This is a genomic window from Vibrio ponticus (assembly GCF_009938225.1).
Lineage (GTDB): Bacteria > Pseudomonadota > Gammaproteobacteria > Enterobacterales > Vibrionaceae > Vibrio > Vibrio ponticus.
This window is the reverse complement of the sequence record NZ_AP019657.1, coordinates 1196295-1213378: the sequence shown is the minus strand read 5'-3', so window position 1 is coordinate 1213378 and position 17084 is coordinate 1196295. Positions and strand designations below refer to the sequence as shown.

Genomic DNA, 17084 nt, shown 5'->3' with positions numbered 1-17084 from the left:
CGCAGGGCACCCTGAGGAGAATTAAAGTGAAAGCAATAAAGCTTAGCTCGCTAGCTTTGTTGGTTGGGATTAGTTTCAATGCATCCAGCCAAACTTTAGAACAAGCGGTTTCATTAACCATTACCAATAATCCCGAAATCAAAGCGTCTTACAATGAGTTTGTAAGCAAATACTATGAAGCCGAAGCTGCAGAAGGCGCCTATCTTCCTAAATTGGATTTAGATGCAGGTATCGGACATGAATCTGTCGATCTGGCCTCCGGGATTGAGAATGACCTAACTCGTAAAGAAGCAACGTTAAGCCTTTCCCAATTAATTTGGGACGGAAATTCAACCATCAACGATATGTCACGTACTGCAGCAGATGCTGAATCCGTACGCTATCAATTACTAGCAGATGCTTCTGATATGGCGCTTGAGGTAACGAGAATATACCTTGATGCGACCAAAGCACTTGAAGTATTGCAGCTATCAGAAGCTAATCTGGCTGTTCACAAAGAAATTCATCGCGACATTAAACGCCGCGTCGAATCAGGAATTGGCTCAACAGCCGATCTGTCACAAGTGGAAGCACGGATTGCAAAAGCACATGGCAACCTCATCGCTGCACAAAATAATCTTTTCGATGTCCACACTCAATTTAAGCGCTTGGTTGGTCAGGCCCCGCAGGGTTTGATTTTCCCAAGAGCTGATGAAAATGCCCTGCCTCACACTCTCGACGAAGGTCTCGAGCTCGCGAACCAGAATCATCCGGTGATTAAAATCGCTCAAGTTGATGTTGATTCCGCTCGTTATCAATTTCAACAACGTAAAGGGACCTACTACCCCACTATTTCAATAGAAGCGAATCAAACCTGGCGAGATGACGCAGGTGGTATTGAGGGACAAAGTGACGAATTCGCAGCCATGCTTCGCCTACGCTACAACCTTTTCAACGGCGGTAGCGATAAAGATTTAGCGGATAGCGCAGCATACCAGTTAAACAAAGCCAAAGATTTTCGCGATCGCACTTTCCGTTCCGTAGAAGAAGGCCTGCGCCTTTCTTGGAGTGCACTTGATCTGACAGTACAACAAAAAGACTTTCTCGCAGATCATGTCGACTCAGCATCCGAAACGGTTATTGCGTATCAAAAACAATACAAGATAGGTAAACGTACCCTACTTGACGTTCTCAATACCGAAAACGAATTGTTTGAAGCGCGTAAAGGGTATTTAGATGCAAAATACGCCGAGCAGTTTGCTAAATATCGGGTATTTAATGCGACCGGTTCTCTTCTAGATGCCTTACGCGTCGATACCCCAAAAGAATGGCACAAAGCGGTGGAGTACTAAAATGTTGAAGAAGTTTATTAGCCTATCTTTGATAACGCTCGCTGTAAGCGGATGTGTTGCCGGTGATAATCACTACGACTATATTGCCACCCCAACGCCAAATCAGGTTGCCGACTTAATGGATGAAGACAGCGATGGCGTAATAAACGCACGTGATCTATGTACTGAAACACCTCGAGGTTCAGAGATCACCAATGAAGGATGTGGGCGAATACTCAAATCTTCCGAATCACTTGGCTTACATATTTTATTTGAAAATGATTCGAGTGAAATCCTGCCGATCTTTAAAGATCAGATATTCAAGATGTCCAAGTTCCTTAAAGAATACCCGGAAACCGCGATTGAAATTCAAGGTTATGCGAGTAAAGTCGGTACAGATGAGTATAATTTAGCCCTATCAAAACGTCGTGCACTTGCGGTTGAGTCTGAATTAGAATCCTACTCTATCAACCCTAATCGTGTAACGATAGTTGGCTATGGTGAAACACAATTAGAAGACAGTGGCGATGAAGAGATTAGCCATGCGAAAAACCGTAAAGTCGTCGCCAGCGTGGTGGGATATAAAGGTGATGTCGTTAAAGAGTGGACAATTTTCACCCGACTGCCAAAATAATTGAGTGGTTTTACAACAAAAGGAGCGAAAGCTCCTTTTTTGTTTGGTATCTAACTGGTGTGGTGCTAACCTTACTTCAAATTTATCCGTGAGAGAATATTCATGAGCAAACTAACAGCAGACATTGAAGCAAATTTGGCGCTTTTTGTTGAAGAAACCAAAACGAATCAATTGGTTTGGGGTCTTCGCAACGAAGAAGGCTGGCTGTCTTGCGACTCTACTGAGTTTGAAGAAAGCGAAGTGATGCCTTTCTGGTCTTCTAAAGAAGATGCTCAGGCACACAACGTTGAAGAGTGGGCTGATTTCGAAGTATTAGAAATTCCTCTTGATATCTTTGTTGAAGATTGGCTACTAACTCTAGATGAAGATGGCGTACTAGTCGGTACAAACTGGAACGCTCAGCTTGAAGGCAAAGAAGTTGAGCCATCTCAACTGGCAAAAATGTACCTTTAATCAGTCACCATCATGACTATATAAAAACGCCCGTGTGGCGTTTTTTTTATAAGAAATATGCACTTCTTTGCGTTAGATCGCGATTACTTTCACATTTGCCACTAATCGCACAGTAGTCCGTTGTGACGACTAGTATCCTCGCTTATCATAACATCCTAATTATCAAATATTTATTTTAGTCACAACTTCATGAAACGCTTATTCTCAATTTTTATTACTGCTTGCTCACTCGCAGCTCCATTGCCCACATTAGCAGTCAGTGACCATACCCAATGGGAAGAAGCTTATGCCAATGCATTGAAAAGTGACAAGCAAAGAGCGCTTTCATTACTGCAAGATCGTTATAATGCCCTTCCTTCTGGGGTAGAAAAACTCTATATCAGCAGTAAACTCCACGGGTTTATGGTGCTTAATGGTCAACCTTATCATGGTAATCAAAAGACTTTTGATACTGAGTTTGCCAAACAAGAACAGTTTTTTCTCGAAGGTCTGAATAGCGAAGAACAGTTAGACTTCAACACCGCTAATCAAAACTACACTGAGCTTTTAAAACACTTTGATCGTCAAGGATCGCTAGACGGCAAAATCCTATTTGAATACCACCTATGCCGTGTATTAAACCGTCAAGCGCTTTATCATCAAGCGGATGTGTATTGTTCTTCCCTCAACACCCATATTCAAGATGCGGAAGAGACCATTTTGCCTAAGTATGGCGCGTTAAGAGTCATCGCAAACAACAGGGAATTTCTTGGTAAATATCAGTCAGCTTTAGAAACTTATGAAGAGTTGCTAAGAATAATACCGACCTATGTTGACTCGTCAGGCATATATAATGACACCGGTTTATTGCTGGCAAATTTAGGCTATTTTGACAAAGCGGAAGAATATCTAAACACGGCGCTCGACTTACGAGCGAATACTGAAACCCCATTAAAACTGGCACAAACTCATCACAGTATGGGCAAAGTGTTGTTAAAGCAAAATGAGTTTGAGATAGCCATTGAACATTTCGTCAAATCGAAAGACATTTCCGAACTTTATAGCAATTTGTATGGTATCACTTTCGCCCAACTAGGCCTCGGTCAAGCATACATAGGTCTCAATCAGTTCGATAAAGGAACCCGCTACCTACTCGATGCGCTTGATAGTGCATCAAGGCAGCAAAACTCCCAAATTCGTGGGGAGATATACCTAACGTTAGCTGATTCACATTACGCTCGTGGCAAGTATATTTCGGCTATCGAATTTGCCCAACAGGCTTTAAATCTATCGAGACAAATTGGTAGTGAGCGCCTAATCGCACAATCACTCAAACAACTGGCTGAAATATCTGAGCTACAGGGAAACTATAGTTCGGCCCTTAAGTATTATCGAGAATACGCGCGGTCTGAAATTAAAAAGCGAGACAAAGACAGTAAAAATGCTTTTGTCGCGTTGGATGCAGCAAGGCAAAATTATTTCAACCAAATCAAAAATGAAACACTGACTGATGAAATTGTGTCATTGCAAGAGCGTTTACAATCTGAACAAAACAAAACATCGATATACGGTTTCAGTTTACTGTTGATGGTTATATTTATATTTGCTCAACTGGTCTATCAGCGTAAAAAATCTGCCCTGCTTAAATTGGATGCATTAAGCGGCTCCCTAAGTCGCACCGCTTGTTTACGCCATATTAAAAAGCAACCAGCCTGCCCAACACCTGAAAATAAAAGTGTTGTGCTACTGGTCGACTTAGATAATTTCAAGGCGGTGAATGATGCTTATGGTCATCCAATAGGTGATAGAGCGTTAAAAACCATCACCAATGAGATAAAAACTCAACTTGCTGCTAATGACATCATCGGCAGAATGGGAGGCGAAGAGTTTATCATTTTGCTCAAAGACGTTGATGAGCTTGATGTCGAGCAGCGCATCGAAACCATTCACCAAGTGATTAACAACGCACAGATTGCAACGGACTGTCATCAATCCGTTGCAGTAACCTCAACGATTGCTTATCTTGCCACCACTAAGGCACTAGCTGATTTTGACGAACTCTATTCGATCCTAGATCAAGCTATGTTCCAAGCGAAAAAAAGTGGCAAGAATCGTGTCATTGATGCCTACAACGACCCTATTTACTTGGATTAGCCTGTTTGCGAGTCAATTCAGCATCCACCGACTCTTTGTTGCTTAAATAGTCATTCAAGCCTGTCTTGCGTAGATCGCAAGATGGGCAATCACCGCAACCATCACCAATAATACCGTTATAGCAAGTTAAGGTATGATTTCGCACTAGCTCCAAAGCCTGATATTGCGCAGCTAATGCCCACGTTTCGGCTTTATTCAGCCACATTAATGGTGTCTTAATCGTGATATTTTTATCCATGCCTTTTACCAAAGCATCATTCATCGCTTTAACAAACTCATCACGACAATCTGGATAACCAGAAAAATCTGTCTCACACACACCAGTAATAATAGTTTGCGCACCAACTTGGTAGGCATAAATACCAGCCAGTGTCAGAAACAGAATGTTACGACCAGGGACAAATGAGTTCGGTAATCCGTTCTCCTGCAATTCATGCGAAACGGCAATGTCATCACGCGTTAAAGAACTGATCGCCAATTCATTCAGTAACGTTACATCCATTACTTTATGCGCTGACACGCCGAGATCGTTAGCCAATTGACTGGCGACTTCAATTTCCAGTCTATGGCGCTGACCGTAATCAAACGTGATCGCATGAACCTCATCATACTGTTTTAAAGCTTGAACTAGGCACGTTGTCGAGTCTTGTCCACCACTAAATACAACTACAGCTTTATTCATGTTGTTCCCTTTAAGCGATATTAAGATATTTATGAGTTTGAATAGAAAGGCGCCAGTTTCGCTCAATACAAGTATCAATACACAATTGAGTTGCACGAGGTTTTTGGCTGATAGGCTGTAACGCAATGATCGCATCGGATTTTAATTGAACCCCAGCAAGCAATTGATCCAATTGCTCAATATCCTTGCCTGTGCCAACCGGATGCTTAATCTCATTGGCTCTCGCTAACGCACTGTCCAGAACAGGCAGGCGCCCTTTCATTGCGATCTTAGGCGATACGGTGACCCACGTGTCAGCTGTTACGGATACTGGTGATGTACCACTTGTTTCGATCTGGCATTGACAACCTATTGCTTCAAAAGCTTGGGTAAGAGGCAATAAATCATATTCACACGGCTCACCACCGGTAATAACAATATGTTTAGCTGTATATTTTTGACGATAAAGTTCGACCAATTCCTGTGCAGAAATCGAACACCACTTTGGTGACTCTACCGTTTTGGACAGAATGTGTGAAACGTCCGTTTGATCGTCCAAGTCAATCTGCCAAGTTTGCTTCGTGTCACACCATGCACATCCTACTCGACATAACTGCAGGCGAATAAAAACCGATGGTACGCCAGTAAAACTTCCTTCACCTTGTATGGTTTGGAACATTTCATTCAATTTATACAAAACTACAACCTATCTTCACGAACGTTTCTCCTCTTTCGGCGCACACCTTATAAGAGCAAGCGACCTAGGTCAATCTGAACATGAATACCTAACAATCAACATGTTGCACACTGTCAATACGTAACAAAGAGCTTTGCGAGCAGCTCCTCTAAAAAGCCAAACAAACACCACAAATTATCGTGACGATAAAAACATTATTAGCGCAAACTCCATTTTCCTACAACATCAAGCACATAAAAAACGTTACTATGTAATTATAGCGTTAAGAACTAATTCTAATGGAAATGATATTAGTTCTTTCAAATTACTTTTAAGATTATAAGCACGGTGTAAATAGATTTATTTAAACCCATTCTATAAGCTTAGATTTATAAGTAAAAAATCACCTGCTATTAAGGTTTAACTAGCGTTTCGATTTACAGTTTTCTCTTTCAACTTTTTAAACATCGAACACTATATAAACAGCCAGTCTCTTTTTTATACAACTACAGAGACTAACAACGTATACAAACCAACATCTAATAGGAACATAAGATGCTGCGAAATTTATCTGTGAAACAAAAAATCACTTTCCCAATTATTGCGATTATCGCTCTATTTGCGACGAGTTCGATTATCAATGTTTTAACATCAAAACAGCAAGGAGAGCTGACATACCAACTCAATCAAGTTGTTGTCCCTACCCTATTTAATATTGAAGACGCTTACCGCGATTTATATCAAGCAACTTCTGCAGTACAAGGAATCGCACTAGCAGGAAACAATCAAGAAGCAATTGAATTTAACCACTTCGAATATAAAGACAACGCCTACAAAGCGATTCCTCGCATGAAATCAGCACAACTGGTTGTCGATGAAAATGTCCTGCCTGCCAGCATGACCAAAGACATTGATCAACTTGTCATCGCTGCCAATCAATGGCTAGCCAGCTATGAAGCGATGCTTGCCAAACCGCAAAGCCAATGGGCAAGCACCTATCAAGCTAACAAAGACCTGTTTGAAGAGCAGTTCGTTGCCGTGCGTGAGCAACTCAATGTAGTAAAAGATCAAATTGAAGCCGAGCGAAACATTCTTCAAGACGAAATCAAAGCCGCTGCAACAAAAGCAGAAGTCGCCCTGCAAACCGGCACTGTAATTGTGATCTTATTGTCTCTAATCACTTGTTGGGTACTGATTAACTCAATCGTCAAGCCACTGGTCAATATTCAACGCGCGATGCAAGAAATCGCATCCGGCGACGGTGATTTAAACCAAACCATCACTTCGGAAGCCAACGATGAAATTGGCAAACTAGCCGAAAGCTTTAACCAGTTTGTCGGTAAGATCCGCTCAACCATTCAACAAGTTGTTTCGACTAATAACGCGGTTAAAAACGAGCTTTCAAACCTAGTTGCTATGTCACACGGCATTGCCGACCAAACCAATCAGCAACGTCAGGAAAGCGAACTGGTTTCTACTGCGGTTAACGAAATGCAAGCCACCAGCCAAGTGGTCAGCGATAATGCCCGCGATGCAGCACAAGCAAGCCAAAGTGCTGACATCGAAGTACAAACAACCAACCGCGTACTCGATCAAACGGTTGATTCAATTCGAACTCTTGCGGGTGAAATTGATGAAGCAAGCGGCGTAATCAATCACCTATCTTCTGATGTCGGCAATATCGCCTCTGTACTTGATGTGATTAAAGGGATTGCGGAGCAAACAAACCTACTCGCGCTAAATGCAGCAATTGAAGCCGCACGCGCCGGTGAACAAGGTCGTGGATTTGCCGTTGTTGCTGATGAAGTTCGATCGCTAGCAAGTCGCACACAACAAAGTACGGGCGAAATCCAAGCAATGATCGAGAAGCTTCAACAAGGTGCTGAACAAGCAGTGCAAGTGATGAACTCGAGCCGTAATAGTAGCGAAAGTACAATCGATTCAGCCGGACAAGCGAGCCAGTCACTACAAACAATCCTGAACGCGATTTCAAGCATGAGTGATATGAATACCCATATCGCCTCAGCAGCCGTTCAGCAAAACACGGTCAGTGAAGAAGTATCAGAAAACATCGTACGTATCGCGAGTAATAGTGCTCAGGTGGTGGAAAGTGTCCAACGCGCTGAGCACAGTATTCAAGGTCTAAATCAGCAATGTGATCAACTTGATAGATTAGTTTCTCAGTTCAAATGCTAATACCTTTTAGACAAAACCTAGCTTCGGCTAGGTTTTTTTTCGCCTGTTATTTTGATACCCGTTATTTTGATAAAAACAAAACTAACGATAACCAGCACAGGCAATAAAGAAACATAGACAAGCAACGAGTCAAAATTGCTACTGTTTACCAAGCTATGTAGATAAGCAAAACCAAAGGTTATTATCGCCAAACAGCCAGTGAGTAACACTGCGCTTTTAGCCGAAATTAATTTCGGCAATTTCAAGACGAGCACACATATAAGCGTCGCAAAAACGACTAAAGCGAGCCCTAAAAGCGCCGGAGTTTGCCAAATAAATGCAATCGCTGACGAAGCAAATAAAAGCACTATCCACACCCCTTTGCTAATAAACAATTCGTTACTTTGTGGACCAATGGTGGTTTCCAAACGTGACATGTGCCAAGCACAAAGCCAGCCAAAGAGTACCCCAATAATACAGTCCACTAAGAACGTACTCGCGCTATAAAATAGTGCGGCTACCAGCCAAAGCAGACCAATCGCACTGCAAGTATAGAAGCGGTTCCACCCTCTCAGATCGAGCTGGCTGCTGATCATCGCGATAGCAATCGTCCACAGCGTCAATGACAAGCTTGGTAAGCCGTAACCAATTTGTTCTGCCAAGTTTAAGTTAGGCTGGTAGACAAATGGACGCGGTAGTTGAAAGCCCAATTTACCCATCTGCACCACGAGTGCGCCAAATGCTAAAGTAAACATCAACTTCAAGGTAAAATCGCGACCAAACTGGGCGTAGCAAAGTGGCAACAGCAGCAGCCACCAAGGTGACGTAAACCATAGACCAACCAAGACCAAAGAGCTCATCATGTCGACCAGTGGGTTGTCACTGTAAAGTAAGTATGACTGTAACTTTGCAATCCAAGGCAACTCAAGTTGGTTAAACCGTGGCGCAGCCTGTGCAAGAGACTCGACAAAGCTCACTTTTTGACTTGTCGCACCTAGATAACCATCAACAATTGATTGCCACTGATTAGGATAACGATAGTCCTCAGCTAAAACAGTCTTAGCATCAATAAGATGAGCACGAGCGACTTCTATACCATAGTCAGGAGCAAACCAAATTGGCAATTCATAACCACCATCTTTGTCTTGTTGAGCAAAAGCAATTAAATCTGAGTCAGAAACACAATCAAAGAAGATTGCACTCTCCCCTCGCCACAATTCCTTTCCGACACTCACCACCAATCCGGTTTCTTCCCAAACTTCTCGTTGAGCAGCTTGTTGAGGCGGTTCTCCAGCCTCAATCGTACCAGCGGGTAGAGACCATTTATCAGTGAGAACCTCTTTAACCATCACCAAGTGACTGTCGGAACGAATCAAACAGACTGCGCCTTTGAAGTTATCACTCGCAAGGCTGGGCATGGCAGTAAATAAGGTGAGTAGCAAAAAAACACTCAATAGCGAGTTACGCAAAATTGTATCCATTCGATTTCTTTTAAAGTTGTTTTCTAAGCCAGTGAATATGATGTTTAAATCCTGAATCATCGTAAAAAGCGCAGGCTTGTTGGTTAAAGTGCCAAACCTCAACAAAGACCTGCTTAACGCCATATTCAGTAAAACGTGTCTCTAAAACCTGGTAAAGCTGCTTTGCTACTTTTTTTTGTCGCCAGTTGGGTAAAACGTACAGTTCATCGACACTTCCCATTTGCACTGGTTTACTGACCGATGAGATAAGTTCACAAAAATTACCGGTAATAAAACCGACCAATTGCTCTGCATCACTAGCGACAAAAACCAAACATTCTGGATTATCGATATAACGAGCGATACTTTTTTCTTGTTCGATCTCTTCCGCGGTTTTGAAGTTGTGAGGGTCTTGTAAGTGGTGCTCATGATGCAGCTGGTACATCAACTCATTTAATTGCTCTAAATCTGCGGTGTTTGCTGCGCGAATGGCGATCACAACGGTCCCTCTTAATATCAAAATAATGATTCTAACCTAATCTTTGGCTGATCCTACAACGCCGAAAGCCCTTGTTACAATCAATATAGTCATTATGGAAAATCGGATTTTAAGTGCTGATGACTCAATTGCCTATTTTCTCCTCATAACAAATGACATCATTTTGTTTTTTTCTCCGCCTAAACCTACAACATGAACTTTATATATTTGCAATACATTCTCAATATCAGATGAAACAGAGTATTTTCAGGTTTATTTATTGCGTTACCTGCCGCATTTTAATAATCCCACTATATTGCTCACCACGCCGTGAACAAAATGAACAAAACCCCCACAATGTTCAATATTCACATTATCTCTGCTTTAAAGACATTAAATTAACACTTTCATAACCTATAACTTACCGGCACTTAATATACACCCATAAAATCACTCATTGGTGCCAACCTAGACATATAGATAATAGTACCTAATATAGGTCGAAGCATATTATTCAATGTGTTGCATTTAAACATTACCTCTAGCGCTTTGCGCTTTAACAGAAGGAACGTGAATCATGTTTAAGGGAATGAAAACAACCCTAGCAGCTTCAATCATCGCTGCATCATTTTCGTTTAATGCTCTAGCGGCTGACATAGATAAAATCCACTTTCTAATTCCAGGTGGCGCTGGTGGTGGTTGGGATATGACTGCTCGTGGCACCGGTGACGTACTAGTGAAAGAAGATTTGGTAGAAAATGTTTCGTTCCAAAACTTGTCTGGTGGCGGCGGTGGTAAGGCAATTGCGCACCTAATCGAAACCGCTGAGCGTCAAGAAGACACGCTCATGGTTAACTCAACGCCTATCGTGGTCCGCTCACTGACCGGCGTTTTCCCTCAATCTTTCCGTGATCTAACCCCTGTTGCGGCAACCATTGCTGATTATGGCGCTATCGTAACGTCTCCTGACTCTCCATACAAAACTTGGGAAGATGTAGTCAAAGCATTTGGTGAAAATCCTCGTGACGTTAAAGTTGCTGGCGGTTCTGCACGCGGAAGCATGGACCACCTAGTTGTCGCTGCAGCATTTAAAGGCGAAGGCTTTGACGCTCGTAAAGTACGTTACATCGCCTATGATGCCGGCGGTAAAGCAATGGCAGCACTTCTTTCAGGTGAAACCCCTCTCCTATCTACGGGTCTTGGTGAAGTACTAGAAATGTCGAAAGCGGGTCAAGTTAAAGTACTTGCGGTTACAGCACCTAAACGCCTTGATGCGGCGCCAGATATTCCAACGCTAACGGAATATGGTAACGAAACGGTCTTTGCTAACTGGCGTGGCTTCTTCGCTGCACCTGGTGTTAGCCAAGATAAAATCAATGAGTGGAACGCGGCATTTACCAAAATGTACAACACAGACCAATGGCAAGTGGTTCGCGACCGTAACGGCTGGATCGACAACTACAAAGCAGATAAAGAGTTCTTTGCTTTCCTAGAAGACCAAGAAAAACAGATGGGTAACCTAATGCGTGAGCTGGGTTTCCTAAAGTAAATCTAACCTAAAACAAGATTTGGAAAGCTGTTTAGGCTGATTTCTCCTCAGCCTAATTTCCCTAGCCAACGATCAACTTTGCCCCTCTCATCTATCGATGAGGCAAACTATTCACGCGACTCCTTGCCTGTGTGGTTAGTTTGATTGTTGGCTATCTTTTCCCATTAAAGTATTTGGAGTTTGATATGTCGGATACACCGTCTCGTGCCTCTACGTCCTTTTTTTCCAAAAAAAATCTTCTTTGCCGCGATCGCGTTGGGGCATTGATTTTTCTCGCAGTTTGCTTGTGTTACGGATATCAAACCTCTCAAATTCCCCTATTTCCTGGGGATGAATATGAACCGTTCACCGCTCGCACTTTACCAACCATATTAACCTACTTAGGCGTCGCGTTAGCGCTAATGCTATTGGTGATGGCGAAAGGTGATGAAGAGCAAATTGAAGTAGGCTCATTTAATTGGAAACTACTCGCTGGTTTTCTCATCTTGATGGCTTTTTATGGGCTAGGACTGACTTACGTCGGCTTTGTCATCGCCACCAGCGCATTTTTACTTGCCGGTTTCTATATTCTTGGCGAACGTCGCAAAAGTGTGCTTTTTGGCGCTTCGATACCCTTTGTTGTCGCGTTTTATTTACTGCTTACCCAAGGATTAGATATCTATCTTGAACCGGGTTTGCTGTTTTTAATGTGGTCATAAACGATAGGATTTAAGTTATGTTGGATGGAATCTTACAAGGATTATCGACTGCGGTAATGCCAATGAACATCATGATGGTAATTGTTGGCTGTTTTGTCGGTACTTTTATCGGAATGTTGCCGGGACTCGGACCCATTTCAGCTATCGCGTTGATGATCCCAATTACTTATGGATTAGAGCCCTCTTCAGGTCTGATTCTTATGGCTGGTGTGTATTACGGCGCGGTATTTGGTGGCTCAACTTCATCAATTCTGATTAATGCACCAGGCTGTTCCTCCACTGTGGTCACCGCATTTGACGGTTACCCAATGGCAAAAAAAGGCATGGCGGGTAAAGCGTTAGCACTGGCAGCTTACTCTTCATTCACTGGTGGTACGCTCTCTGCCATCATGTTATTGGTCGCCGCTCCTGCTCTAGCGAAAGTGTCACTGAGCTTCCAATCGTCTGATTATTTTGCGCTAATGGTGCTTGGTCTTTCAGCTGTGGCGGCATTCGCAGGTAAAGGACAAGTACTCAAAGCATGGATGATGACCATTTTAGGCTTAATGCTCTCTACGGTCGGTATCGACAAAGGTGTCGGCGTTGAGCGCTTTACCTTCGGTCTCACTGACTTAATGGATGGCTTTAGCTTCCTGCTACTTGCAATGGCAACCTTTGCGCTAGGCGAAACGTTGATGGGCATTCTTAAGCCAAGCAAAGATACCCGTGACGAAGAACAAGATAAGCTCTCGAACATCGGCAGTATGAAGGTAACCAAAGAGGAAATTAAAGAAGTTGCACCGGTTTCAATTCGCTCTTCGATTCTCGGCTTCTTTACTGGCGTTCTGCCGGGTGCTGGCGCAACCATCGCAGCCTTTCTAAGCTACGGTATGGAACGTAACCTAGCACCAAAAGAGAAGAAAGAAGAGTTTGGTAAAGGCAGTATTCGCGGCTTAGTCGCGCCAGAGTCTGCAAATAACGCGGCATCAAGCGGCTCTTTCGTGCCTCTTCTTACGCTTGGTATTCCAGGTTCTGGCACAACAGCAATCATGCTAGGTGCGTTGATCGCTTATGGTATTCAGCCGGGTCCACGCCTTTTCGTTGAACACCCTGATGTATTCTGGTCGGTGATTATCTCAATGTACATCGGTAACATTGTGTTGGTGATTCTGAATCTACCTTTGATCCCTTACATCTCTAAGTTACTTGCGGTGCCAAGAACGGTATTACTGCCAATGATTCTGTTCTTCTCAATTACCGGTGTATACCTAGTATCATTCAATACTATCGATGTATTTATCATGATTCTAATTGCCATGGCAGCGATAGCTTTAAGGTTGGCAAACTTCCCTCTTGCTCCACTATTGCTTGGCTTTATCTTAGGTGGTTTGATGGAAGAGAATCTGCGACGCGCCTTGATGATCAGTGATGGTGAACTGAGCTTCTTATGGGAACGCCCTATTACTCTGGCGTTTACCGCTCTAGCAGTGCTCATCCTGTTTAGCCCAATTATCATCAATGCGGTTAAGCGAGTGATGCCAAGTCGCAACGCGAAATCAGTCACAGATTAACGGCAAATAGTCACAGCCGCTAAAAAGGAGCTCTTCGGAGCTCCTTTATTTTTCGCTTTGCATTTAGGCTGGTTGCTGCTGCTTCAAATACTTAGATAGCTCTACTTTATCTCGCTGTGATTCCGGTAAGTACAGTTCAGCGTATCGCTCAAACCCACCGCTGGCTAGAAACAGAATAAACAAGTCGTAATCAATATGCTCATCCTTTGCCATACTGTGCATGATATCAATCGCGACACTCAGTGGTTTGGCTTTCTTATAAGGGCGATCCGCGGCTGTCAACGCCTCAAATATATCAGCGATCGCCAAAATTCTTTCCGGTATCGATAGATCGCTTGCGCTGAGTTTGCGTGGATAGCCTCGCCCATTCAATGTCTCATGGTGAGTTGACGCATAGCGCGGTACCTTTGCTAACTCTGGTGGGAATGGCAACGCTTCCAGCATCTTAATTCCACTGGTCATATGCTCATTGATTTTAAAGCGATCTTCTGCGGTCAACGTTCCCCGGCGGATAATCAAGTTATAGATTTCACCTTGATTGTATTGATGTTCTGGAACCTCAATATCAAAACCGAGTTTAGGATCAAATTCCAACGGTCTAACCCGATGTATTACATGCTCTGGTTTGTCCGCTAAGAGCTTTTCCTCAGTAGGCAGTGATTCCTTAGTTGGCATTTTACTGAGCTCTTCAAAAGGTGACAGTCCAAGACGATTATCAAAATGTCGCAGCCAAGTTTGCTCTGCGATTTCTTTCACTCTCGATATCGCTTCATCACTCATAAATTCGCCACCCACATTGGCTTTGGCGACAAATTCGAAGTCCTGTTGTAATTGAGCATGGCGTTGATGAAGGGTTTCAAATGCTGCTGCTTTTGAATTTGGCTCGTCCAACACCGCTTTAAGATATTCAATTTCAGCGTCACGCCAAAGCACTTCAAAACGAGTCCGTACTTCATGGATACGATTGTAGTTCGCTTCAAGCTTAGTGCCCTTATCGACAATATGCTCTGGTGTCGTGATTTTGCCGCAATCATGTAACCAAGCGGCAATTCTGAACTCACGGCGCTCATCTTCACTGTTGAACTTGAACTCTTTAAACTTACCGCTCTGCGTTTGCTCGGCAATTTCCGCCAACATAATCCCCAGCTCCGGCACACGATTACAATGTCCCGCGGTATAAGGCGATTTATCATCGATTGCTTGTGCGATAACATAAATAAACGCATCAATAAAAGCTTCACGCTCTTTATGATACTTCTCTATTTCATCGACCATTTCCAACATCGATTCAGACAGCTCATGGACTTCTTTGATTCGACTATTCACCAACTGAACCTTGTTAAATTTCCGCTGTTTAATTAACTGCGTTTCAGATCTTAACTGAGTTACAGGCTTCACTATTGGTGAGCCAAATATCCATGCGATCGGTAATATGATGATCATCACCAAAGCTGTGATCGCAATCGATGTCATCAAGCGCGACATCACCTGTGAGGTAATCACCTCTTCGGGCACAATAACAGCGAAGTACTCATTACCACCGATACCTGAAACTGAAGAGAGATAGATAAAACTGCGTTGGTCGTCACTTTGCAGAATCTGATTGTGATTCGACTCGTTGAGCGCCAATTCAAACAATTCCGGATAAGGGACAAAGCCGCCTTTAGAGACGCTTTCGTCCAGCCATTTAGTCTCTAAAGCAAGTTGCTGTTCAGCCGTTATCTGCTTTAACGCTTTTAGCATGATTGGCATAAGGTGCGAGTGGCGCTCATTGAGTAAAAGTTGAAAAGAGATGCTGTCGAGACCGACCAATTTATTCACCTCTATGGCGTCGCTATTAGCAATGCCTTTCATCTCGTTCAACGCTAAGTAACTGTCAACAACATAATCCACTTGCCCGTTAAGTAGGTGTTGTTTAGCCGCCTTGAAATCATTCACACGGAAAATATTCACATCGGGCAAGGTGCGACTAATTAGCTCAGCCATACCTCGCCCAGCGATAACACCAACCCGTTGTGTATCTATGTCATATAAGCTCGCAGGCGCGTTTTGACCAGTCACAGTGGCAATCCCAATTGGTGCAGAATAGAAATCGAGGGATTCGAAACCATACGAGGTAGCCAGATCGTCGGTCACCGAGTGTAAAACGTCAATTTTGCCAGTGACGAATTTACTCAGTAAGGTGTTGGAATCGAACCCATTGACGAACTCCAACTGGAGTCCCGTTGATTGTGCCAGCAACTTCAATCTATCAATTGCGTACCCTTGAGGCTCGCCGGCTTGGGCAAAGTCATAAGGTCCCCAATTATTCTGGTTGGAAACAACCAATGTCGGCGCACTAGCAATTAGGCTTCTCTGTTGCTCAGTCAACGCAATTGGCTTGGCTCGCGGGATCGTTATCTCATTTCGCGAAGGCAAGTTCGAAGCGATCACTTCGCCATTGTGATTAAACAAAAACGCCTCGACATTTGGATTCGCTGCAAGCCCTAGTGAATCCGCCGATATTTTTGAGCTGACTGACGACAAAACAATATCGACACCAATCACCGATGTCTTACTGCGCGTAGAGTAAGTTTGCCCGGTGATCTTTAAATGCTTAAACAGGTAAGGATCGGTTTTATAGACTGACTTTTCACTCGCAGAGTGAAACCAAGGTCTTTGTGAAGGAAAATAGTTACTGGTTTCGGATTCAATTCGCGTGCGTGATAAACGCTCTGTAAAGTATTCGGTGGTTCTAATCCGGTTTTTAGCATCGCCTTTAATTTTAATGATCACCCAACGATCATTATCCTCAGCACCTATTCGCTCACGAACAATCGGCGCAGAGTCCAGATTAATAATCTGATAGAAATCCTCATTTTTATTGCCATAGTAAAGGCTATAAAACAGCGGATTGTCGACCAACACCTGAATGAAAATATCACGAATATCGCGTTCGCTCAGTTGGCGCTCAGCCGCAATAGAAACACTGCGTAATATCTTCGCGCTGCTGCTGGCGTTGATCTCAATTTGTTGAATATATTCACTGATCTCTGCACTCGCCATGCTCAGTTTACTCAGCACATGATCTTGAGACATTTGTTTGCTGAAATAATACTGCATGCTTATCGCTATCGCGGCAGTTATCACGGTAGCAAAGATAAACATGGTTCCGACAGTAAAACGTATAGAAAACCTTCTAGCCGACGTTAACGATTGAGTCATCGCGTCTTAGCCCTCCTTTGGCATACTAGATGGGAGGCTGTGGCCTCCTCTTGTTAATTTTACGTTTAGCAAAATGGCGCTTTAATCTATCCTATTAGCGCAC

13 protein-coding genes are annotated in these 17084 nt (G+C 43.3%); 8 read left to right on the top strand and 5 right to left on the bottom strand.

Annotation, left to right across the window (positions count from 1 at the left end):
- Window positions 1–26: 26 nt before the first annotated feature.
- The 4 genes from GZN30_RS05350 to GZN30_RS05335 all read left to right on the top strand — a co-directional run bounded on the left by GZN30_RS05350 (window position 27) and on the right by GZN30_RS05335 (window position 4530).
- Entirely contained in the window at window positions 27–1331 is a 1305-nt protein-coding gene (locus tag GZN30_RS05350) for a TolC family outer membrane protein (RefSeq protein ID WP_075648911.1), read from the top strand.
- Window position 1332: 1 nt separating this feature from the next.
- Window positions 1333–1944: an OmpA family protein gene (locus GZN30_RS05345; RefSeq protein WP_075648912.1), complete on the top strand. Its 612-nt coding sequence runs from the start codon at window positions 1333–1335 to the stop codon at window positions 1942–1944.
- Window positions 1945–2046: 102 nt separating this feature from the next.
- Window positions 2047–2397, top strand: a complete 351-nt coding sequence (locus GZN30_RS05340; protein WP_075648913.1) for a DUF2750 domain-containing protein — start codon at window positions 2047–2049, stop codon at window positions 2395–2397.
- A gap of 240 nt (window positions 2398–2637) precedes the next feature.
- Entirely contained in the window at window positions 2638–4530 is a 1893-nt protein-coding gene (locus GZN30_RS05335) for a tetratricopeptide repeat-containing diguanylate cyclase (RefSeq protein ID WP_161987032.1), read from the top strand.
- On the opposite strand, the gene queC is transcribed toward GZN30_RS05335, so the two are convergent.
- A complete protein-coding gene (queC, locus tag GZN30_RS05330; protein ID WP_075648915.1) occupies window positions 4514–5212 on the bottom strand; it encodes a 7-cyano-7-deazaguanine synthase QueC in 699 nt (232 codons plus the stop codon). The genes GZN30_RS05335 and queC overlap by 17 nt on opposite strands.
- 10 nt (window positions 5213–5222) lie before the next feature.
- The gene (gene queE, locus GZN30_RS05325) at window positions 5223–5888 is read right to left on the bottom strand and encodes a 7-carboxy-7-deazaguanine synthase QueE (RefSeq protein WP_075648916.1); all 666 of its coding nucleotides are present in this window, start codon (window positions 5886–5888) and stop codon (window positions 5223–5225) included.
- Window positions 5889–6422: 534 nt separating this feature from the next.
- Between queE and GZN30_RS05320 the strand changes: the two genes are divergently transcribed.
- Window positions 6423–8063: a methyl-accepting chemotaxis protein gene (locus GZN30_RS05320; RefSeq protein ID WP_075648917.1), complete on the top strand. Its 1641-nt coding sequence runs from the start codon at window positions 6423–6425 to the stop codon at window positions 8061–8063.
- A gap of 17 nt (window positions 8064–8080) precedes the next feature.
- Here the strand turns inward: GZN30_RS05320 and GZN30_RS05315 are convergent, their stop codons facing one another.
- Both GZN30_RS05315 and GZN30_RS05310 read right to left on the bottom strand, forming a co-directional pair.
- Window positions 8081–9523 carry a bifunctional NUDIX hydrolase/phosphatase PAP2 family protein gene (locus GZN30_RS05315; RefSeq protein ID WP_075648918.1) on the bottom strand — a complete coding sequence of 481 codons (1443 nt, stop codon included), beginning with the start codon at window positions 9521–9523 and terminating at the stop codon, window positions 8081–8083.
- A 10-nt stretch (window positions 9524–9533) separates the two neighbouring features.
- The gene (locus tag GZN30_RS05310) at window positions 9534–10001 is read right to left on the bottom strand and encodes a GNAT family N-acetyltransferase (protein WP_083627147.1); all 468 of its coding nucleotides are present in this window, start codon (window positions 9999–10001) and stop codon (window positions 9534–9536) included.
- Window positions 10002–10557: 556 nt separating this feature from the next.
- Between GZN30_RS05310 and GZN30_RS05305 the strand changes: the two genes are divergently transcribed.
- The 3 genes from GZN30_RS05305 to GZN30_RS05295 all read left to right on the top strand — a co-directional run bounded on the left by GZN30_RS05305 (window position 10558) and on the right by GZN30_RS05295 (window position 13777).
- Window positions 10558–11529 (top strand): tripartite tricarboxylate transporter substrate binding protein, encoded by a 972-nt coding sequence (locus tag GZN30_RS05305; protein WP_075648920.1) that lies wholly within the window; start codon window positions 10558–10560, stop codon window positions 11527–11529.
- A gap of 185 nt (window positions 11530–11714) precedes the next feature.
- Window positions 11715–12227 (top strand): tripartite tricarboxylate transporter TctB family protein, encoded by a 513-nt coding sequence (locus GZN30_RS05300; protein ID WP_075648921.1) that lies wholly within the window; start codon window positions 11715–11717, stop codon window positions 12225–12227.
- A gap of 17 nt (window positions 12228–12244) precedes the next feature.
- A complete protein-coding gene (locus tag GZN30_RS05295; protein WP_075648922.1) occupies window positions 12245–13777 on the top strand; it encodes a tripartite tricarboxylate transporter permease in 1533 nt (510 codons plus the stop codon).
- A 63-nt stretch (window positions 13778–13840) separates the two neighbouring features.
- Here the strand turns inward: GZN30_RS05295 and GZN30_RS05290 are convergent, their stop codons facing one another.
- The gene (locus GZN30_RS05290; protein ID WP_075648923.1) at window positions 13841–16981 is read right to left on the bottom strand and encodes an HD domain-containing phosphohydrolase; all 3141 of its coding nucleotides are present in this window, start codon (window positions 16979–16981) and stop codon (window positions 13841–13843) included.
- Window positions 16982–17084: the final 103 nt, after the last annotated feature.

Excerpts from the sequence above, each read along its gene's own strand:
- GZN30_RS05300 (WP_075648921.1), top strand. The coding sequence starts at position 11,715 with ATGTCGGATACACCGTCTCGTGCCTCTACGTCCTTTTTTTCCAAAAAA.
- GZN30_RS05345 (WP_075648912.1), top strand. The coding sequence starts at position 1,333 with ATGTTGAAGAAGTTTATTAGCCTATCTTTGATAACGCTCGCTGTAAGC.
- GZN30_RS05320 (WP_075648917.1), top strand. The coding sequence starts at position 6,423 with ATGCTGCGAAATTTATCTGTGAAACAAAAAATCACTTTCCCAATTATT.
- GZN30_RS05340 (WP_075648913.1), top strand. The coding sequence starts at position 2,047 with ATGAGCAAACTAACAGCAGACATTGAAGCAAATTTGGCGCTTTTTGTT.
- GZN30_RS05305 (WP_075648920.1), top strand. The coding sequence starts at position 10,558 with ATGTTTAAGGGAATGAAAACAACCCTAGCAGCTTCAATCATCGCTGCA.
- GZN30_RS05290 (WP_075648923.1), bottom strand. The coding sequence starts at position 16,981 with ATGACTCAATCGTTAACGTCGGCTAGAAGGTTTTCTATACGTTTTACT.
- GZN30_RS05295 (WP_075648922.1), top strand. The coding sequence starts at position 12,245 with ATGTTGGATGGAATCTTACAAGGATTATCGACTGCGGTAATGCCAATG.
- queC (WP_075648915.1), bottom strand. The coding sequence starts at position 5,212 with ATGAATAAAGCTGTAGTTGTATTTAGTGGTGGACAAGACTCGACAACG.
- GZN30_RS05315 (WP_075648918.1), bottom strand. The coding sequence starts at position 9,523 with ATGGATACAATTTTGCGTAACTCGCTATTGAGTGTTTTTTTGCTACTC.